Annotated in this window: 13 protein-coding genes; 1 reads left to right on the forward strand and 12 read right to left on the reverse strand. The window is 49.7% G+C overall.

What is annotated here, in order from left to right; all coding sequences use genetic code 11:
* Positions 1 to 13: 13 nt before the first annotated feature.
* The 12 genes from Q369_RS0123435 to Q369_RS0123490 all read right to left on the reverse strand — a co-directional run bounded on the left by Q369_RS0123435 (position 14) and on the right by Q369_RS0123490 (position 17585).
* Entirely contained in the window at positions 14 to 949 is a 936-nt protein-coding gene (locus Q369_RS0123435) for a hypothetical protein (protein WP_031530157.1), read from the reverse strand.
* A gap of 65 nt (positions 950 to 1014) precedes the next feature.
* On the reverse strand, positions 1015 to 2544 hold the full coding sequence (locus Q369_RS0123440; RefSeq protein WP_031530158.1) for a SulP family inorganic anion transporter: 1530 nt from the start codon (positions 2542 to 2544) through the stop codon (positions 1015 to 1017).
* Positions 2545 to 2650: 106 nt separating this feature from the next.
* Positions 2651 to 4483 (reverse strand): alkaline phosphatase, encoded by a 1833-nt coding sequence (locus Q369_RS0123445; protein ID WP_035333778.1) that lies wholly within the window; start codon positions 4481 to 4483, stop codon positions 2651 to 2653.
* A gap of 102 nt (positions 4484 to 4585) precedes the next feature.
* On the reverse strand, positions 4586 to 4981 hold the full coding sequence (locus Q369_RS0123450; protein ID WP_031530160.1) for a hypothetical protein: 396 nt from the start codon (positions 4979 to 4981) through the stop codon (positions 4586 to 4588).
* A 127-nt stretch (positions 4982 to 5108) separates the two neighbouring features.
* Positions 5109 to 5729, reverse strand: coding sequence for a response regulator transcription factor (locus Q369_RS0123455; protein ID WP_031530161.1), 621 nt, complete (start codon positions 5727 to 5729; stop codon positions 5109 to 5111).
* 117 nt (positions 5730 to 5846) lie between these two features.
* Positions 5847 to 7313 carry a T9SS type A sorting domain-containing protein gene (locus Q369_RS28570; protein ID WP_169739284.1) on the reverse strand — a complete coding sequence of 489 codons (1467 nt, stop codon included), beginning with the start codon at positions 7311 to 7313 and terminating at the stop codon, positions 5847 to 5849.
* Between the two features lie 586 nt (positions 7314 to 7899).
* Positions 7900 to 9405, reverse strand: a complete 1506-nt coding sequence (locus tag Q369_RS0123465; protein WP_035333779.1) for a PQQ-dependent sugar dehydrogenase — start codon at positions 9403 to 9405, stop codon at positions 7900 to 7902.
* Positions 9402 to 10667: a M14-type cytosolic carboxypeptidase gene (locus Q369_RS0123470; protein WP_229206930.1), complete on the reverse strand. Its 1266-nt coding sequence runs from the start codon at positions 10665 to 10667 to the stop codon at positions 9402 to 9404. The genes Q369_RS0123465 and Q369_RS0123470 overlap by 4 nt, the downstream gene beginning before the upstream one ends.
* Before the next feature lie 28 nt (positions 10668 to 10695).
* Positions 10696 to 12138, reverse strand: a complete 1443-nt coding sequence (locus tag Q369_RS0123475) for a RagB/SusD family nutrient uptake outer membrane protein (RefSeq protein WP_031530165.1) — start codon at positions 12136 to 12138, stop codon at positions 10696 to 10698.
* An 11-nt stretch (positions 12139 to 12149) separates the two neighbouring features.
* A complete protein-coding gene (locus Q369_RS0123480) occupies positions 12150 to 15689 on the reverse strand; it encodes a TonB-dependent receptor (protein WP_031530166.1) in 3540 nt (1179 codons plus the stop codon).
* Positions 15690 to 15737: 48 nt separating this feature from the next.
* Complete coding sequence (locus Q369_RS0123485; RefSeq protein WP_031530167.1) at positions 15738 to 16922, reverse strand: FecR family protein; 1185 nt, start codon at positions 16920 to 16922, stop codon at positions 15738 to 15740.
* A gap of 69 nt (positions 16923 to 16991) precedes the next feature.
* A complete protein-coding gene (locus Q369_RS0123490; protein WP_031530168.1) occupies positions 16992 to 17585 on the reverse strand; it encodes an RNA polymerase sigma factor in 594 nt (197 codons plus the stop codon).
* A 142-nt stretch (positions 17586 to 17727) separates the two neighbouring features.
* Here Q369_RS0123490 and Q369_RS0123495 point away from each other — a divergent pair, with 142 nt between their 5' ends.
* A complete protein-coding gene (locus Q369_RS0123495; RefSeq protein WP_031530169.1) occupies positions 17728 to 18225 on the forward strand; it encodes a DUF1579 domain-containing protein in 498 nt (165 codons plus the stop codon).
* Positions 18226 to 18227 lie beyond the last annotated feature (2 nt).

Genomic DNA, 18227 nt, shown 5'->3' on the forward strand with positions numbered 1-18227 from the left:
AGCGATAATCTGACTACTTATTATAGATAAATTCCATGATTACTTTCTTCGTTGCGGGATCGACCTGGTATTGCGGATAACCGTCGGGGCGGTAGGTATATTCGAATGTGGCAGTCTGGCTGTATTTTTGATTGTTAGTGAATTTGGAAGCGATCACGTTGTTGATATTCAGGTTGCTCCAATCGGCTGGGTCGCCTGTCGTGTAGTAGGGGTTCTTCTTGTCGTCGTAAGTGTAAACCGTCTGATTTCCTGACTTGTAATCTGAATAGTAGCGATTCTTAATTTTTACAATGTTCCCGTTGTCAGCTCTTTCTATTGCAGTATATGAGTAGTAATGGGTTTTGTCCTGCGTTCCTCCTTCCCAAACCAGTCTGCCGTTTTTATCAAAACCAAGTTCAAGCGGCTCGGGGGAATGGTAATTTCCCTGCCGTTCTGCACGCTGATTAACTTTGTGATAAGTTCCCTCAATATAACCATTCTCGAATTTTGTCGAACTATACAAGTACAGCTCATCGGTAGTCGGATAACCTTCCGGCATGATGCCGATTACATTGATCCAGTATTCAATCTTTGCAATTCCTGCATTAGTATGATACAGATACTTGCTTGATGCATAAACATGTTTACCATCACCTGCATACATTTTCTTTTCGGCCAGCTTCCCGGATTTATCGTATATGAATTGCTCGAACCGTAGCCCCTCGCGCTTCGTTGCTACCAGTCGGATATCACCGGAATATGCTTTTCCGGGTCCATAGGGAAACTGGCGCACTGTTGTAGCCGGATCGCCAAATTCAGGTTTGTCAAATCGGGTAGAATCGATTTCCACGACCGGATTACCTGAGCCGCCCGGCGTACCTGTACCGGAAGGTATAACGCTGTACGAAGGGCCGCTTTTGTCGCAGGATGCCAGTGCAGCAAGTAAAATGACGCAGAAAAATGATCTCATAGGTGCCTCTTGGTTAGATAGGTCAGGGGATGCACTACTTTACTGATTATTTGCATCTTACCAACCTAAATAGAAACAGGGTACGTCGGATCTTCCAGGATATTTACGTCAATTACATCCTGCGCATTGCTGAGCAATTTCCGGCAGTCGGGACTGAGGTGTTTCAGGTGTACCTTTTTCCCTGCCTGCTGGTACCGCCCGGTGATTTTGTTTAATGCTTCAATACCCGACATATCTGCTACCCGGCTTTCCGAAAAGTCAATGACAACTTCCTGCGGGTCTTTCTCTATCTCAAACTTTTCGTTGAAAGCAGTGACAGAACCAAAGAAAAGGGGACCATAGATTTTATAATGCTTCACGCCGTTTTCGTCCACCGATTTGTGCGCGCGGATCCTTTTGGCACTTTCCCACGCAAAAACCAGGGCAGAAATGATTACCCCGACCAGCACGGCAAGCGCCAGGTTATGCAGGTAAATCGTGATCGCGGCCACAAGTATCCCTACAAAAATGTCGTGTTTCGGCATTTTATTGATAATCCGGAAACTGGCCCATTCAAATGTGCCGAAAGCGACCATGATCATGACGCCGGTCAGCGCCGCCATAGGGACCAGCTCGATCACCGGCGCGCCAAAAAGTATGATCAGCAGGATCGTAAGGGAAGCGATAATACCCGAAAGCCTGGCACGCGCGCCGGCTGAAAGGTTCACCAGCGTCTGCGCGATCATCGGACAGCCGCCCATTCCGAAAAAGAATCCGTTAGCGATATTGGCGGTACCCTGTGCAATGCATTCCCGGTTACTATTACCGCGCGTGGCAGTCAGTTCATCTACGAGGTTTAATGTCAGCAGTCCTTCCGTCAAACCTACGCCAGCCATGATCAGCGCGTAAGGAAAGATGATTTGCAGGGTGGCGAGGGTAAATGGGACCTGCGGAATATGGAACGGGGGAAAGCCGCCTGCGACCGACGCAATATCGCGCACCGTTTTGGTTTCTATATCAAAGCCTAAAACAACAGCAAATACAATAATGATCGCTACCAGGGAAGGCGGTACCGCTTTTGTGATTTTTGGTAAAATAATGATGATTGCGATGGTAAGCAGCACAAGCCCCGCCATGATCAGCAACGGCGTGCCGCTCAGCCAGGTAACTTCCCCATTGCTGACGGTTTGAAACTGTTGCAGCTGTGACATGAAAATGATGACAGCAAGTCCGTTTACAAACCCGTACATAACCGGCTGCGGAACAAGCCTGATGAATTTTCCAAACCTGAAAATGCCAACCAGGATCTGCACAATGCCCGCAAGCGCGACTGCCGCAAACACGTATTCGATCCCATGTGACTGCATAAGCGCAATCAGCACGATCACCGTTGCGCCGGCACCTCCGGAGATCAGTCCCGGCCTGCCGCCGAAAACAGAAGTGACAAGCCCCATTATAAAAGCAGCATAAAGCCCCACGAGCGGGGGAAAGCCAGCCAGAATAGCAAACGAGAGCGACTCCGGCATCATGGTCATCGCCACAGTCAGGCCGGCCAGGATCTCGGTTTTGTAATTGATTTTTTGTGAGAAGTCAAAGAGGTTGAGGTAACCTTTCATAAATGGAGTGAGAATTTTGCTGAATGAACATGGTTGTGATCAGCTTCATTCAGCAAAATTTACCCTAACTATCGGGAAACCCAAATGCATTGTCAAAAGATGTAGACTATCTGCTTTTCAAAATGCGGATCAGCTTCTGGTGGATTTCCGTATTCTCGTATACGCCGCGGAAGTCCAAGGAATGCGGTCCGTAGGCAAAAACCGGCACCATGATCCCGGTATGGTCGTCGGTGCTGAAATGCCCGTCCACGTAGCCGGTTTTCAAATTTCCGTCGAGCAGGGTAAGTCCGCCCGTTTCATGGTCGGCAGTGACGATCACCAGTGTTTCTCCATTGGTATCGGCAAATCGCAGCGCTTCGCCTACGAGCTGGTCAAAATCGAGCATTTCATTTACCGCGTAGCTTACAACATTGGCATGCCCGCCGTAGTCGATCTGTGCGCCTTCGGCCATGACGAAAAATCCGGGCTTGTGGCCGGCAAAGCTCTGCACGGTTTTTTTGAATGCGGCCGAAAGGAAATCACCTCTTCCTTTGCTCATAGAGCGGGCATTCTGTTCATCCAAAAGAACAAACGGCGCTTTGATCGAAGCAAGATCCTTCCATTGATCGGAAACCGACACGCCCGATTTGCGAAGCGCTTCGGCAGCGCCCGTACGCTCGAAATGCGCAAAACCGCCGCCGATGAGAATGTCTGTTTGGCAGCTCAGGTAGTCTTTGGCAATGCTGTCCTGCATACTTCTTTCCGGCCGGTGAGCGTAAAAGCTGGCCGGGGTGGCGTCGGTGATATCGCCCGAGGAGATCAAAGCGGTCTTTTTACCCGCAGACTGTAAATCCAGGATGATCGATCTGGCCGGGACGAGGTTGGAATCTACTCCTATCGCGCGGTTCCTGGTCTTTTTGCCCGTTGCAAAAGCAGTAGCGCCTGCTGCTGAGTCTGTAATGTAGTTATCCGACGAAGCGGTTTTGGAAAAGCCGATATTGAGAAAGTTCGCCAGGTTAAGCTTACCCGCATTGCCCGTCAGTCCGGCGTGAATCTGCGCAAGTCCCATTCCGTCGCCAATCAGTAAGATGATGTTTTTGACAGTTCCTCTGGTATCGTTGTTCTTGTAAGTTGGTTTGTAAGGTTCATAAAACCCCTGCGCTTTGAACTCCGCATTCTGGCGGCCATTCAGAAAAGCACCCAGTTCGGTTACCTTATCTGTGTTAATGTAATCCGCGCCGAGGTTCATCAGTACTTTCCACGCATTGATGTTATCGGGACTAGCCCAGAATCGGAAAGGCTTTCTGTTCGCATGCGCTTTCCCGATCACGGCGGTCAGCTTTTCGCGGTCTGCCTCCACGGGGATACCTTTTCCATTCCATTTGGAATACGCTCCGAAAGCCTGACTGATCAATCCTACGCGCTCCAACTGCTCAGGCGTGTAGCTTACCTCAGGGCGGCCATCGAACGACACAAATTCGGGGTACTGGTTAAATGCGGGGGGCGCAGGTGTATTCCCGCTGATCACGAGATGAACGCCGCCGCCGCCCTCACCAAAGAGCTGCCGGTGCGGTTCAAGCAGTTTGACCAATGCTTTCAGCGTAGGTTCGCCGGAGGTTTTCAGGTCGACGAGCAGCTGATATTTTTTGTCCTTGTAAATCTTACCTCCATTTTTAGCGGCCACCCGCAGCAGCGGCGCGAGGTACAGTTTTTCAAACGTCCGTTCCGGCTCGATTTCTTTGAGCGTGTGCGCTACGAAAAGGCTGTCGTTGCGAAGAAACACATCGGCTTCAACAGAGCCGAACTGCTGCTGGTAAGCCAGCGTGAAAGGAGCGGCTTGCAGGTAATCGTTATGAGAGTGCCCCTGCGGAAAAGCGCCGGATAGTTGCTGGGCGTTTGTTCCGGTGCAGGTAAAAAGGCAAAGTAAAAGAAGGACTTGGCTGAATTTGTGAATGGTCATTTACAGGCGTATTTTGCTTTAATGCCGGTAAAGTTACAGTCGCAGCACCTTCGTGCATGAGGGTTAACAATAAGATAACATGATGCAAGCGCACTGAAACACTTAAAGCGGCGACTTCCTGAAACTCACCACGCCGTTCTGATCTTTGGTGTAGACAGCCTGGCAATTTGCCCTGAAATCCGGATCGAAGTTCGGTTCAATGGGGATCAGCTTGGTTGGTGCGGGCTTTGAAGCGTCGAAAAAGTAAACCGTCGTACTGCCGTATTTCGTGTAGGGCATCAGGTCTCCGTACTTCTCCATTTCTTCCCAGGGGGTACCTTCCACAGTCACTGCGTATATCCGCATAATGGGGCCGGTGTTGTTTTCATTTCTGTAAACAGCTACCTCTTTGAAGTTTCCGGCGAGGTCATTTACGCCCGGCTGCGAAGTAGAATCGTAAACGATGTAGCCCAATACAACAGCCAGTAGCAGAACGAATATGAGTTTCTTGTTTTTCAATTTCGGGCAAAAAAGTTGGTACGCCGGTAAAGTTAAGACAAGTACCGCGAATGTAACAACGCACCCGGTGGGTAAGGTGAAATAGGAGGGGATATTAACAATTTTTGATGACGAATTGCAGCGGCTTTTATCGCTTCAATAAGTTAAATTTTCGCGCAAGGTCAATGATGTTATTGACATCGAGTTTCGTGAAAATTCTTTGTTTATGTGTACTCACAGTTGACGGAGAAATATCCAGTATTGCACCGATTTCTTTCAGCCATTTTCCTTCCAATAACAATTCGGCAACGCGCGCTTCGATCGGCGATAATGCAATTGATCCTTTAATTCTGATTAAATTAGGTTCACTGTTGGGAGAGTAAAGTAATTCGGGGTTAATGTATTTTTTCTTCTTCGCCATTAACACCAATGCCTGTTTTAAAGTCTCCGAATCTGCATTCTTTGAAATAAATCCATCGGCGCCTGCACGAAGATAAGTTGCGGCATATACTTTCTCATCAAAACCTGTATTAATGAGAATTTTCACCTCTTTGTCAATCCTGTTTATCTTATTAATCATTTGCTCATTTTCGCCATCCGGAATACCAATATCCAGCACAATTAAATCCAATTTATTTTCGGATAAAAATGCTAGACCTTCTTCGAATGTTGAAGCCTGAAATACTTCCGATTGCGGGTAGATTTCGGTGATGATTAATTTTAATCCAAGATAAACCAAATGATGGTCATCGATGATCAGTACTCTCATTGCGAAATCAAAAGAAACATGTGGGTTAATCTAAAATGTACAAAACACCTCCTAAAAAGCTTTCAGGAGGTGTAAGATTTTACTCAACGTTAAAATTGGTGTCTCGGTCGCCCGGGATTATTTTGTAACAATCACTTTTTGAGTATTGTAAGATCCATTATCCGAAACTGTTTTGACCATATACAAGCCGGGCGACAAGCGCGACATGTCGATTTTGTTATCCCCGTTCGCTACTTTTTTCGAGAATAGCGGGATACCCGACAGGTTGTAAATAGTCACTTCGGAAACATTACCGGAAGAGAGGTTTTTGACAGTCAGCATATCCGCAACCGGGTTCGGGTGCAGCAATACGTCACTTGTCTTTTCAAATCCAACATTTCTCACAGAGCTCAATGAAAATGTTCCATCGAAGTCTACCATTTTCAGGCGGTAAAGGTTTTCTCCTGCAAATGGATTTGCGTCTACAAATTCATAGTGTGTGATAATGTTGCTTTCACCTTTGGCAAGCACGGTACCGATTTGCTCCCATGCTTTTCCATCGTTACTCCGCTGAATTTCGAAACGGTCGCTTTGACTTTCGGATGTGGTTTTCCATTCCAGCTTCGCACTTTTCACGTTCTCACCCGATTTTTTAGCTGAGAATGAAGCTAATGTGACAGGAAGCGGGTCTGAATTGTATATATAAGTTAGACAAACACCCGCGGAAGCGAAAGTGGTCACGTCGCTGGCAGTATTACCGCCTTGAATATTGATGATATATGCGCCCAAAGCTTGTGCATCAAATGTGACATTACCCTCGCCGGCATATGCTTCCGGTACACCTCCTAAATCTTCGCTGGATGATTGTGCCGAGGAAATATCATAGTACGTCAGGGTTTGTCCCTCAGCCAGGACGAGGTTTTGAGCATTAGGCGATGCTGCAAAGGTTTTCAGCGCCGGTAAAGCCTGGAAATAGTCGCCGGGTCCGTTCAGGAACACCTCGGCTCCGATCTGCAAAGTACGTATTCTCGCAGCAGTCGTGGCCGTTATTCCGATGGTTGGATTTGACGCGAAGGTTGAGCCAAATACCACAACGTTGTTCAGGACAGCGCTCGGGTTGAGCTGTACAGCCTTCGGAACTTCAATGGTGGAATTCCACTCCGTCGCTTGAACGCCTTTTACATTACAGTTTGTGATTGTATTGCTAACCCTGACAAGCGTTATGCCGCCCCCGGGTGCTGTGTTGCCGCCTTCAACCGCGGTGAAATCGGCAGAGGTACTTCCCTGTGGAGCCGTAAAGCCAGCTGTCGGGAATGCATAGTCAATGCGATAAGTTACGCCAGGCTGGCCTGTCAGGACGAATTCTCCGTTTGTATTGGTTAGTGCGTAGGAAACCGGCACCAGCGTGGAAGAACCGCTCACTACTCTGCTAAGCCGAACAACTACGGCTCCGACCCCTTGTGTGCTTCCTTCGACATTTACAACGCCGGTGATAGTCGCCGTATGATCGACATCGTGGTTAGGTGCTGGCAGGAGCGGAAGTGTCTGAGCAATGATATCGGAACCGGCTGTAAGCAAGCCAAATGAAAGGGCGAGCTTTAACATTAATGATTTTGTAGATGTTGTTTTCATAACTAGTTGAACGTGTAATACAATAAAGAACTGTGTAGCATGTAGAAATACATTGCGAGTTACTTTGATTGCCAAAACTAGTTTTTTTTTAGCCACAGAGACAGTATGTGATACCGGAAATGTCCAATTTGGACACATCTCTAAAACCACTAGAAGTTTTACTACACCTTAGCTGTTTAAAAATTTATACTGATTGTAGAAAGAAGCTGATATTGCGAATATGCCCTTGTAAGTCGCTGATAAAAGTGTATCAAAGCGGGGCGGCAATTTTCCCTTTAAAACACAAAATCTTGTAAAAAGGAATTCTTTTGGCGAGTGACATGGAACAGATAAGAAGAAGTAATGATAATGAGAATAGATGGATATTCAATATCGAAATGAGTGTATAATATTTAAATATCAGTTCGCTAGTAGAATGAATTTATAATCCGATTAGCTGAATAATTGAATGCATTAATTGAACATGGAAGTATTATTACTCAGCTATATTGAACATTAAAATAAAAGTTGTTGTCGCGTGAATAGAAGCGCATTAAACCACAGGTTATTTTATTTGCATTTACCGGGCTGATGCCACGTCGGCTGCGCTGATTTCGCCCGCGGTTTTTGCAAATTTTTGCCGCGCATAGCTGCTTACCGCAGCAAGCTGCGCGTCTGTCATAAAGCCGAAGGCGGGCATTGCTTCGCCGGTGGGCGATTGCGAACCTTTCAGGATAAAACGGATCAATGTAGTCTTGTCGCCCGCGAGGCGGCCGGAAGTGAGCAGCGAAGGAAACGAACCCGGAACACCCTGCCCGTCGCTCTTGTGGCAGGACGCACAGAAGTTAACATACAATGCAGCCGGGTCGCTGCCCTCGGATTCGGCGGTTTTCCTGGCTAGTCGCGCAGCTTTCGGGATGGTACCTGCGCGGGTGATCCGAATAATGCGGTCGTCGGTTTTGATCGGGAAATTAGGGGCCGGGTTCCAGTCGCGGTTGCTGGTGGAGATATAGATGTCGCCTGATGGAGAAACGCACACATCCCGCAGCCTGCCATACTTTTTACTGAAAACAATGTCCTCGCTGGTAATTTTCTGCTGCTTCTCGTCTAGTCTGAGCACGCGCAGACTTTGGTCTTTCAGCGTCGTGAGCAGCAATGCATTGTTCCACTCAGGGATATTACCTTTAAAATAATCCATTCCGGCGGGGGCAATCGTGGGAGTCCAGGCTTTTACCGGCGTAACAGCCGAATCCGGACAGTTATCCCGCTCTTCGGGCAAGTCGCAAAAACCGGCAACAGCGGGCCAACCGTAACTTTTTCGCTCTTGTACCAGGTTCACTTCGTCGTCGGTTGCGTCGCCGTGCTCGGCAATGAAGAGATTTCCATTGGCAGTATAGGTAAGTCCCTGCGGCACGCGGAAGCCCATTGCCCAGGCAGGGCTGCCGGGATAGGGGTTGTCTTTGGGAATGCTGCCGTCCAGGTTGAGTCGCAGCACTTTCCCGTTTGCAAATGCGGGATCCTGGATCGTTTCCTTATGTTTCAGATCGCCGGTAGCCCAAAGTATTTTCCAGTCTTTGCTGATCACCAGCCTCGATCCATTGTGGCCCAGATAACCCGGGATCTGGTAAAGCAGCTTGGGCTGAACAAGTATTTTCCCATTGTAAGTATAGCGGACCAGCTTCGATACAATCGTCGAATCACTTTCGATGTGACTGTAATTGATAAAAACGTGCGGGTACTTCTGCCAGTCGGGATGCAGTACCATGCTCATTAGGCCAAGCCGCTTGCGGTAGTAATCTTTGATCTGTAAAATGTCGATGAGCTGGCCTGTCTTCGGATTGAGCCTGGTTACTTTCCCGTCCTGGTCTGTAAACCAGATCCAGTTATCGGGTCCCCAGGCCATATCCCAAACCACATTCAGGTTTGTGGCCACTGTTTCCAGTTTCAGGAGCGTAGAATCCAGCTTGTAATTTTCACTTTCAAACTGCGCAGGTAAGTCGCTTCTGAATGCGCGGTAGCCGGCAGAAAACAGGCAGGTCGCGATCCCGCCCGCTACCACGCATAAACCAAAGATCCATTTTCTCATTTCGCCGGGTTTTCTTCAAAATAATCATAAAAAACATTCGGCAGCTGACTTCCCAGGAGAAGCCAGTCCTTGGCCACTGGCGCTTTTTTCAGACCTTCTACCCACTCGTAATTCAGCTCATACACGGCGGCTTCAATGCCGAACCTTTCCATAAAACCTTCGCCCAACGTGCCGGGATTGCGGAAGCCAGGTTTGGTAGAGCCTTCGGTGAACCAGGTATGCTTTCTTAAGAGTGCATCCAGTCTCGCCATATTGGCCAGGTAGGCAGTGATATCACCATCCGGGCGGCTCACGTGCAGGTTTCCGCCATTGTCATTGTGTACATCCAGGGCGAGATCAGGTTTCTTCTTTTCGTTGACCATTTTGTGCAGCCATTTTTCCAGATAAAAGTTTTCCGGCGCGATCAGTGAGTCGGCGGGTTTGTCCCATTTTCGGTTCAAATCGTAGCCGTTTGCATTGAAACGCGTCTTGCCGCGGGCTACCCCGTCTTTATTCGCCATTGGTAAAATGTACACGCAATACCTTTTCAGCCACTTTCTGGACGCTTCATCATTTTGCAAAAGCCTGTTCACAAAACCTTCCAGCGTCCAGTTGCCGCCTGCTTCAAATGAGTGCGCGCGGCCGCGGAGAAACAGCTTTTTAGGCGCTTTCTCGTTTCCGATCGTGATAATTTCAAGCGAGCGGCCCTCGGCAGTTTGCCCGATGCGATCAATTTTGACCAGCTTATTGGTTTTAATTTTGCCCAAAAACCTGTCGAGATCACTAATGCGATAAGGCTCGATACTGGCAATGTAAACACTTGGTCCGGTCATCTTAATCTTGATCTGCAGGCGGTTGTCAGGCAGGAATTCGGCAGGGCGGGTTTCCCAGGTTTTGTTGTCAAAAGAAACCACGATCGGCGACTGTTTGGAAATCGGGCTGGCGTGGGTATTGTTCCAGATATTGTCGAAGTTTTGAAGGATCACCGTCACTTCCATTCCCGTTTGCGCCTCCACTCTGAAATGCCAGTGGTTATTGGCCCGGTTCTGTGCAAAGCGCTCGTAGTCGTAAACCAGACTGCCGAGTACCCGTCCCTGCGCATCGATTTCCCAATTCATAGGAGAGGCGTTTTCGAAGCCGGTATTGATGAATACTTTGGGCATTGCCACTGTGTCTGTTTGCGCGGCCCGAACGCCCGATTCCAAATTTGCAGCGGGCGAAAGCTTGGTTGTAAATGCAGCCGAAACGATCAGCAACATGCGTAATAATGCATTACTATTCATATCATAAATGTTGGTCTGAGATCAAAAATCAGAATGTATAACCGGGATTTTGTTTGATACCTGCCGGGTTCACATCAATCTGTGTTTGCGGTATAGGGAAAACAGCATTGAATTCGGCAACGACGGGCGCATTGAAATGTGCATTCATTACCGCTACCGAGCGACCGGTACGAACGAGGTCAAACCAGCGGTGGCCTTCAAAAGCAAGCTCCACCTGCCGCTCGCGCTCAATCGCAAGTCCAAATGCAGCCTTTGACAACCCTGCGGGCAAAACCGCCAGCTTGGCGCGCTTTCTCACTGCATTGATCGCCTCGTAAGCTTCGGCAGTAGGTCCGTTATTCACTTCATTGAGCGCCTCGGAGTACATTAGAAGTATGTCTGCATATCTCAAAACGACCCAGTTGTTATCCGCGTCACCTTCGGCAAATGGGGTGTCGCGATATTTCAGAGTGTAGGGGTCAGCGACGAATTTACCGGTGGTATTGTCTGTATACCCTACCGCTAGCGATGCAGCCTTTCTCGCGTCGCCGGGTTCGTACGCATTGATCAGGTCGGTAGTGGGAATGTTCCGTCCGCTTGCAAAGCCGATCTGGATCACCGAGCTGCCCGAGTTACGCGGGGCGAAGTTGTTGTAAAAACTACTTCCCGTACCCGTTCCGCCTTTTTTAAACTGAACCTCGAAAATCGACTCTTCATTGTTCGCATTCGCAACCGGCCATAATGCAGCATAATCGTCAAGCAGCTTGTAAGTACCCTGCGCAATCACTTCTTTCAGGATATCCCTTGCCTTTACATAATCGCGGACCGTGAGATATACTTTGCCAAGCAATGCCTTCGCGGCGCCTCTGGTGGCTCTTCCAACATCATTTCCCGAATAGGAGAGAGGCAGCTGTGCACTCGCTTCCGTCAGGTCTGTGATGATCTGCGTGTAAACTTCCGACTGCGGCACGCGCGCCTGGCTGTAACCTTCGTCCACGGACTTGGTCTCAGATAAAACCAGAGGCACATCGCCGAAAGTACGCACCATATTAAAGTACATCAGCGCACGCAGGAATTTCGCTTCTCCGATAAACCGCTGGCGCAATGCGTCGTCCATCGTTGCACCGGCAATATGGCCCAGAACCGCATTGCAGGCCAGGATCCCGCGGTAAGTATCGATCCACATCAGACGGATAATCTCGTTTGTCGACGACATTTTGAATTGATCGAGCTCCGCATCGGGCAGGTTGCCGCCACCTTCCCAGTTCATCGTATTGTCCGACCTTACTTCCGAAACATTGTAGTAGGCATACCCATATTCTCCGGGTGCAGCGAGCATTCCGTAAGCCGCCGTAAGGGCAGCCTGCATATCAGATGCATTTTTATAAAAATTACCAACGTTGGCTGTGTCCCTTGGTGAAAGATCAAGGAAGTCGGAACAACCGGCTGACAAAAATACCAGTGAGGCAAGTGCTATTTTATGAATTTTCATATCGGGTTTAGTTAAAATGTGAGGTTTACGCCGAGGGTGTAGGTACGTGCCAGCGGGTAGCCGTTGAAATCCACGCCGGGCGTCAGCGAGCTGCTTCCATTCAGGCTTTGCTCGGGATTATAACCCAGGTATTTGGTAAAAGTCAACGCATTTTGAACCGAGAGACTCACGCTGACCTGCTGCATGAAAATGGCTTTTGAAGCTTTCTCAGGCAATGCATAGCGCAGGTTGATGTTCCGGATGCGGAAGAAAGACGCGTCTTCCACGAGCAGGCTCGATACGTAACTTACATTGCCGCCCGTAGGTGACACATTGGCACGGGGCGTGCGGCCGTCGCCGGGATTCTCGGGAGACTGCCAGCGGCCAAGCACATCCTTGCGGCTGTAACTTCCATTCACCAGACCGATATTCCTGCGCGATCCGTTCAGCAGCTGGATACCTTCCACTCCGTCGGCGAGAATGCTGAGGTTAAGCCTGCCGTAGCTGAAATTGTTGGTGATACCATAGAAAAAGTCAGGACTGTTGTCGCCGATGATGGTCACGTCGCTCGGTGTGATCACGCCGTCGCCGTCAATGTCACGGAATTTGAGGTCACCCGGGCGCGAGCCTGTGCTTCCCTGCACCACCGGACTGTTCTTAACATCTTCCGCATCGCGGTACACACCGATCGCATCGTACCCCCAGAAGCTCCCGATCGGCGATCCGATCCTGGTAATGTGCGTGTTGGGACTGAATGAGGGACTTTTTGAGATAATCGCATTGCCCGACGGACCAAGTTTGACAACCTTATTCTTGTTGAAAGAAATGTTGAAGCTCGTCGACCATTTGAATGCGCCGGTGAAGTTTTTCGAATTTACGCTGAACTCCCAGCCGCGGTTGTTCAGCTTGCCGATATTCTGCAGTGCGGTTTCGTAGCCGGTAGAGGCAGGTACAGGTACATTCAGCAGCAGATCGGTGGTGTTTTTGTTGTAATAATCAATTGTAAATGTCAGCCTGTTTCTCAAAACGCCGAAGTCTACGCCGATATCCAGCTGGTGCATTACTTCCCAGCCGAGCTGCTCATTGGTGATGGAGCCGGGGTATAATCCGTAGGCAACTGTACCTGTGCCTGCGCCCAGGCTGTACCGGCGGTTGGAAAGCAAACCAATGTGATTGTAGTTCCCGATGGTGTTGTTACCCGCCAGTCCGTAGCTCGCGCGAAATTTCAGGTCTGTTACCACCTGCTGGCCTTTCATGAAATTTTCTTCCGACAAATACCAGCCCACTGACGCAGAAGGGAATGTACCCCATTTGTTGCGTGCGCCAAAGCGGGAAGAACCATCCCGGCGAACGGTGGCCGAAAACAGGTATCTGCTCGCGAAAGTATAATTTACACGCCCCAGGTACGACAGCAGCGACCATTCTGAAATGCCTGTGCCGCCGGAAGTAACCTGGCCTGCATTGAGCGTAGGTACCAGGTCTGTCGGGAAGTTGGTAGCGGACATCGAGGAGTATTCCGACTTTGCTTTTTGCGACGTAAAACCGCCCAGCAGATCCAGCTCGTGTTTTCCACCAAACGTCTTTTTATAGGTCAGGATGTTTTCATTCAGCCAGTTCAGGTCACGGATACTGCTGGCCGTGGCCCTCGCCTGCACCGGCGCAGGAACTCCATTCCACCCCAGATTGGAAGGATAAAAAGCGGCCTGCCGCGAGTCGGCATAATCCAGACCAAATGATGTACGGAATTTCAGCCCATCAATAATGTCGATCTCCGCGTATACATTACCCAGCGTCCGGAAAAAAGACTTTTTGTCTTTGATTTTGCTGGCAATTGCAACGGGGTTGTCGATCACACCAATGTTATAAGGCGAAGGTCCGAGTAATGTAGTAAATGAACCATCGGGATTGTAAACGGGGACGGTAGGAGGGAGCGAAAGCGCTGAGCCAAGTATCCCGCCTGTGAATACCTGGTCTTCTACCGGGAGCAGCTTGTTGGATGAAAATGAAGGCGACAAATTCATACCTACTTTCACGTTTTTGGAAACGCGGTGGTCGAGATTAATGCGTGCCGAGTAGCGGTCGAAGCCCGTATTCATCACGATACCATCCTGGCGAAAATAGGCGCCTGACATAAATAGCTGCGTTTTGTCTGTGCCACCAGCAACCGAGAGCTGGTAATTTTGAATGGGCGCTGTTACGAAAACCTCATCCTGCCAGTCGGTTCCCTTGCCGAGCGACTGCGGGTTCTGGAACATTTCGGGGATCTGCAGATTAGCCGGACGTGCGCTGTTCGGGTCTGTTGCCTTGCCGCCGCGGTCTACCCAGGCATTGTTCCGTGCCTCCGTATTGTACTCTGCATACTCTCTCGCATCGAGCATTTCAATTTTGTTAGCTACTTCCTGAACACCGTAGTAGGCATCAAACTGGACGATCGACTTACCCGACTTACCGCGTTTGGTAGTCACCAGCACAACCCCGTTACTTCCCCGGGAACCGTAAATGGCAGCCGCAGAAGCATCTTTTAATATTTCAATGGATTCGATGTCGCTGGGATTGATGGTTGAAAGCGCATTGAAGCTGCCATTAAAATCCGCTGATACCGGAAACCCGTCAATCACATACAGCGGCTCATTTCCCGCGCCGATTGAGCCTGTGCCGCGCACCCGTACTGACACCCCGCCTCCGGGTGCACCTTTGGTTTGTGCTACATTCACGCCGGCAATTTGTCCGCCCAGCGCCTGGTCGAGGCTGGTCAGTGGCTGATTGGAGATGCTCTTCATCGGCAGCGACGCCACAGAGCCTGTGATGCTGCTTTTGTTCTGGGTACCATAGCCGACTACGACTACGTCATTCAGCGACTTGGTGTCCACTGACATGCCGAAACTGATCTCCTGCCTGCTGCCGACAGCAATTTCCTGACTTTTATAACCGACAAAGCTGGCGATCAGAACCAGCGCTTCTTGGCTTGCCGACTCCGGTATATACAGCCTGAATTCTCCATTCGCGTCGGACGTGGTCCCATTCTGGGTGTTTTTTACGAGAATGCTCACGCCGGGAAACGGATTGCCGTTTTCGTCGGCTACCCTTCCTCGGATCAGCCGGTCGAGGCTGTGCGGCGGTTCTTCGATGCTGCGGTAGTTAAGCTGAATGTTCGGCTTGATCTCCGGTGTTCTCACCGGCAGTACCTGATCCTGTGGCTGTCGTTTGGGTATCGCTTTCAGCACAATGTTTTGGTTAAAAATCCTGTAAGACACGGGAATGTCCTGGAAAACAGCGCCCAGTGCCTGGTCGATATCTGCATTCTTCACTTTCACAGACACCTTTTGCGATTCCGGCAGGTCCAGCTTATCGTACAAAAACAGGTAGTTGGTTTGCTTTTCAATCGTTTTTAAGACGCTTTTCAGCGGCGTGTTTTTGGCATGGATCGAGATCTTCTGGCCGAATCCGTCAGCCGTGACCTGCGAGAGTGTTACGATCAGCAAAAGCATTATCCGGGTCATCGCGAAACAAATTTGGGCAGCAGGATAAGGCCGCTTACGACCTGCCGCGCAGGGTAAGTAGTGGTTTTTCATAATATGTTAAAGGTTTAGGATAGTTTCAACGCAATACTATATACGCACTCATTGATCAATGATGATCTGCTTGTTTTCCACGCTGCAATTGACGCCGGCATACCGCAGCATACCCACAATTTCCGAAAGGCCGACCTGGCGCGAAATGCGTCCCGTGAACTGTTTCACCGGGATTTTTCCATTGTATTTGATCCGGACATCATACCAGCGGGATAGCTGGCGCATTACTTCCTCCACACTCGCTTCCTGGAAATAGAACTCGCCATTCTTCCACGCAACTGCTTCTTCCACAGGTGTGTACTTCGTCTTGATTTGTCCAGTCGCTAAGATCGCGGCTTGCTGCCCGGGTTTGAGCCGGGCATTCCGGCCTACATTTTGAATGGCGACGGAACCTTCCACGAGCGTGGTTTTGGAAGCGCCTTCTTCTGGATACGCCATGATGTTGAAGCTCGTGCCAAGTACCAGTACTTCCGACTCGTTGAACTTCACCCGGAATGGTTTGCGCTTGTCTTTTGCGACTTCAAAGTAGGCTTCGCCGGTAATTTCAACCTTCCGCTCAGCGGCGGCAAATACCGACGGAAAGCGGATGGACGAAGACGCATTCAGCCACACTTTACTGCCGTCAGGAAGTCGCACCTGGTACTGGCCGCCTTTCGGGGTGGAAAGCGTGTTGATACTTACCGCGCCCGGCCGCTCATTTGTTTTGGCATTATATACCAGGATACCTTCCTGCGCTTTCCGGATCTCTGCATTCCCCTGGCGCGCCACGAAGCCACTTTCCACCTGGTCCAGCGCGATAGCAGAACCGTCGGAGAGGGTGAGCAAAGCTTTGTTGCCGCCAGGTTTTACGTCTGTTGATTTTGGAATCTCGGCAATGGAATTGCTTTCTTCCCGGCTGTTTTGAACATGATACCAAATCCCAAAGCCGGTCAGCAAAAGAATTGCTGCGGCTGCATAACGTAGCCAGTTTAAGCGAACCACCTTCTTTTCGGGAGCGGCTGACTGACTGGCTGCATCAAGGATCGCGCTCAGCATCGCATTGCTTTTTTCTTTTGTAAACAACGTATCATCGCCAGCCTGGTCGAGCCAGTTGTGTTTAAGGTATTGTTCCAGAAGTGCATCATACCTGCCAGAGCGCACCAGGTCCATCAGCTCCTGTTTTTCGTCGTCAGTAGCATTCCCGTGGTAGTAGCGGTCAAACAGATCCTGCAACCTGCGTTCGGTATTATCCATTGTAAATTGATTGTCGGACTTCAACAACAGGACAATACCGTCGCGCGAAAAGGGGCTATCGGAATGTAATTATTTTGAAAAAAAATATTGCGCAACAAGTACAAGGCTCGTTATCAATTTGTTACGGATGTGTGAAGAAATCGACCCGGTCGCGATCTGCAGGTATTTTTTGACAGTTTCCCTGGATATATTCATCTGCCCGGCGATCTCTGCATAAGACAGTCGCTGGTGACGGCTCAGGAGGTACACCTGTTTTTGCTGTGGCGGGAGCAGATCTATCGCCTCGTCGATCAGCAGGTAGCGGTGATCTTCCTCGGCGGTTTCGGCGATGGGAAAATGTTCGGAATGCAGGTCAATATCGACGGTTCTCGCACTTTCGCTGGCTACTTTTTTCAGGCAATTCAATGCGGCGTTTTTGGAGACCACGTACAGATATACCGGGAAACTTTGCACTTCTGCAAGCAGCTCTTTATTGAGCCATATTTTGAGGAAAACATCCTGGACAACTTCCGCGGCAAGCTCTTCGGACCTGGTAATGCGGAAGATATGGACACCGAGCCGCTGGTGATAATGGTTGAAAAGTGATGCAAAAGCACGTTCGTCGCCCTCGGACACCCGCCGCAAAACTTCGCTTTCCCGATGCATAGCAGTGAGGTAGGGCATTTTGGTCGCTGGACGATGAGGTTTAAAGAATTGGGTCAGTGGCGGAAGTTAAACAAAGAGCACGGATTTTCTATTCTACTCCTGAGCCATTGTGCAGCTTATCTTCTTATTTTTGTTTGAAAAAATCATATAAACAGCCAATATGAGCAAGTCCAAATTCGAGATCTCACTGGAGTCCGGCATTCACCAGCACATTCATGCAATGGTTGGTAAGTGGGAGGGGGTTACCAAAACGTGGTTCGAGCCCGGTGTACTCGCCGATGAATCCCCGATGTCAGGCAGTATCCAGCCTATTCACGGAGGCCGGTTCCTGTTATACCAATATCAGGGCACTTTGAGCGGCGAACCGTTTGAAGGTTCTGCCACGATCGGGTATGACATTGGTAATGAAAAGTTCCAGGTCGCCTGGGTGGACAGCTTCCATATGGGCACTGCGATTATGCTCTCGGAAGGGGAGTCTGTCGAGCACGGGTTTTCGGTGCTGGGCTCTTATGGCGGGCCTGGTATCCCCGTTCCCTGGGGCTGGCGTACAGTGGTGCAGCTCAATGACCCCGATCAGCTTACCATTTCGGCATTCAATATCTCACCGGAAGGCCAGGAAGATATCGCAACCGAAACGGTTTACCACCGGGTCGGCTAGTC

The organism is Dyadobacter crusticola DSM 16708 (assembly GCF_000701505.1).
Lineage (GTDB): Bacteria > Bacteroidota > Bacteroidia > Cytophagales > Spirosomataceae > Dyadobacter > Dyadobacter crusticola.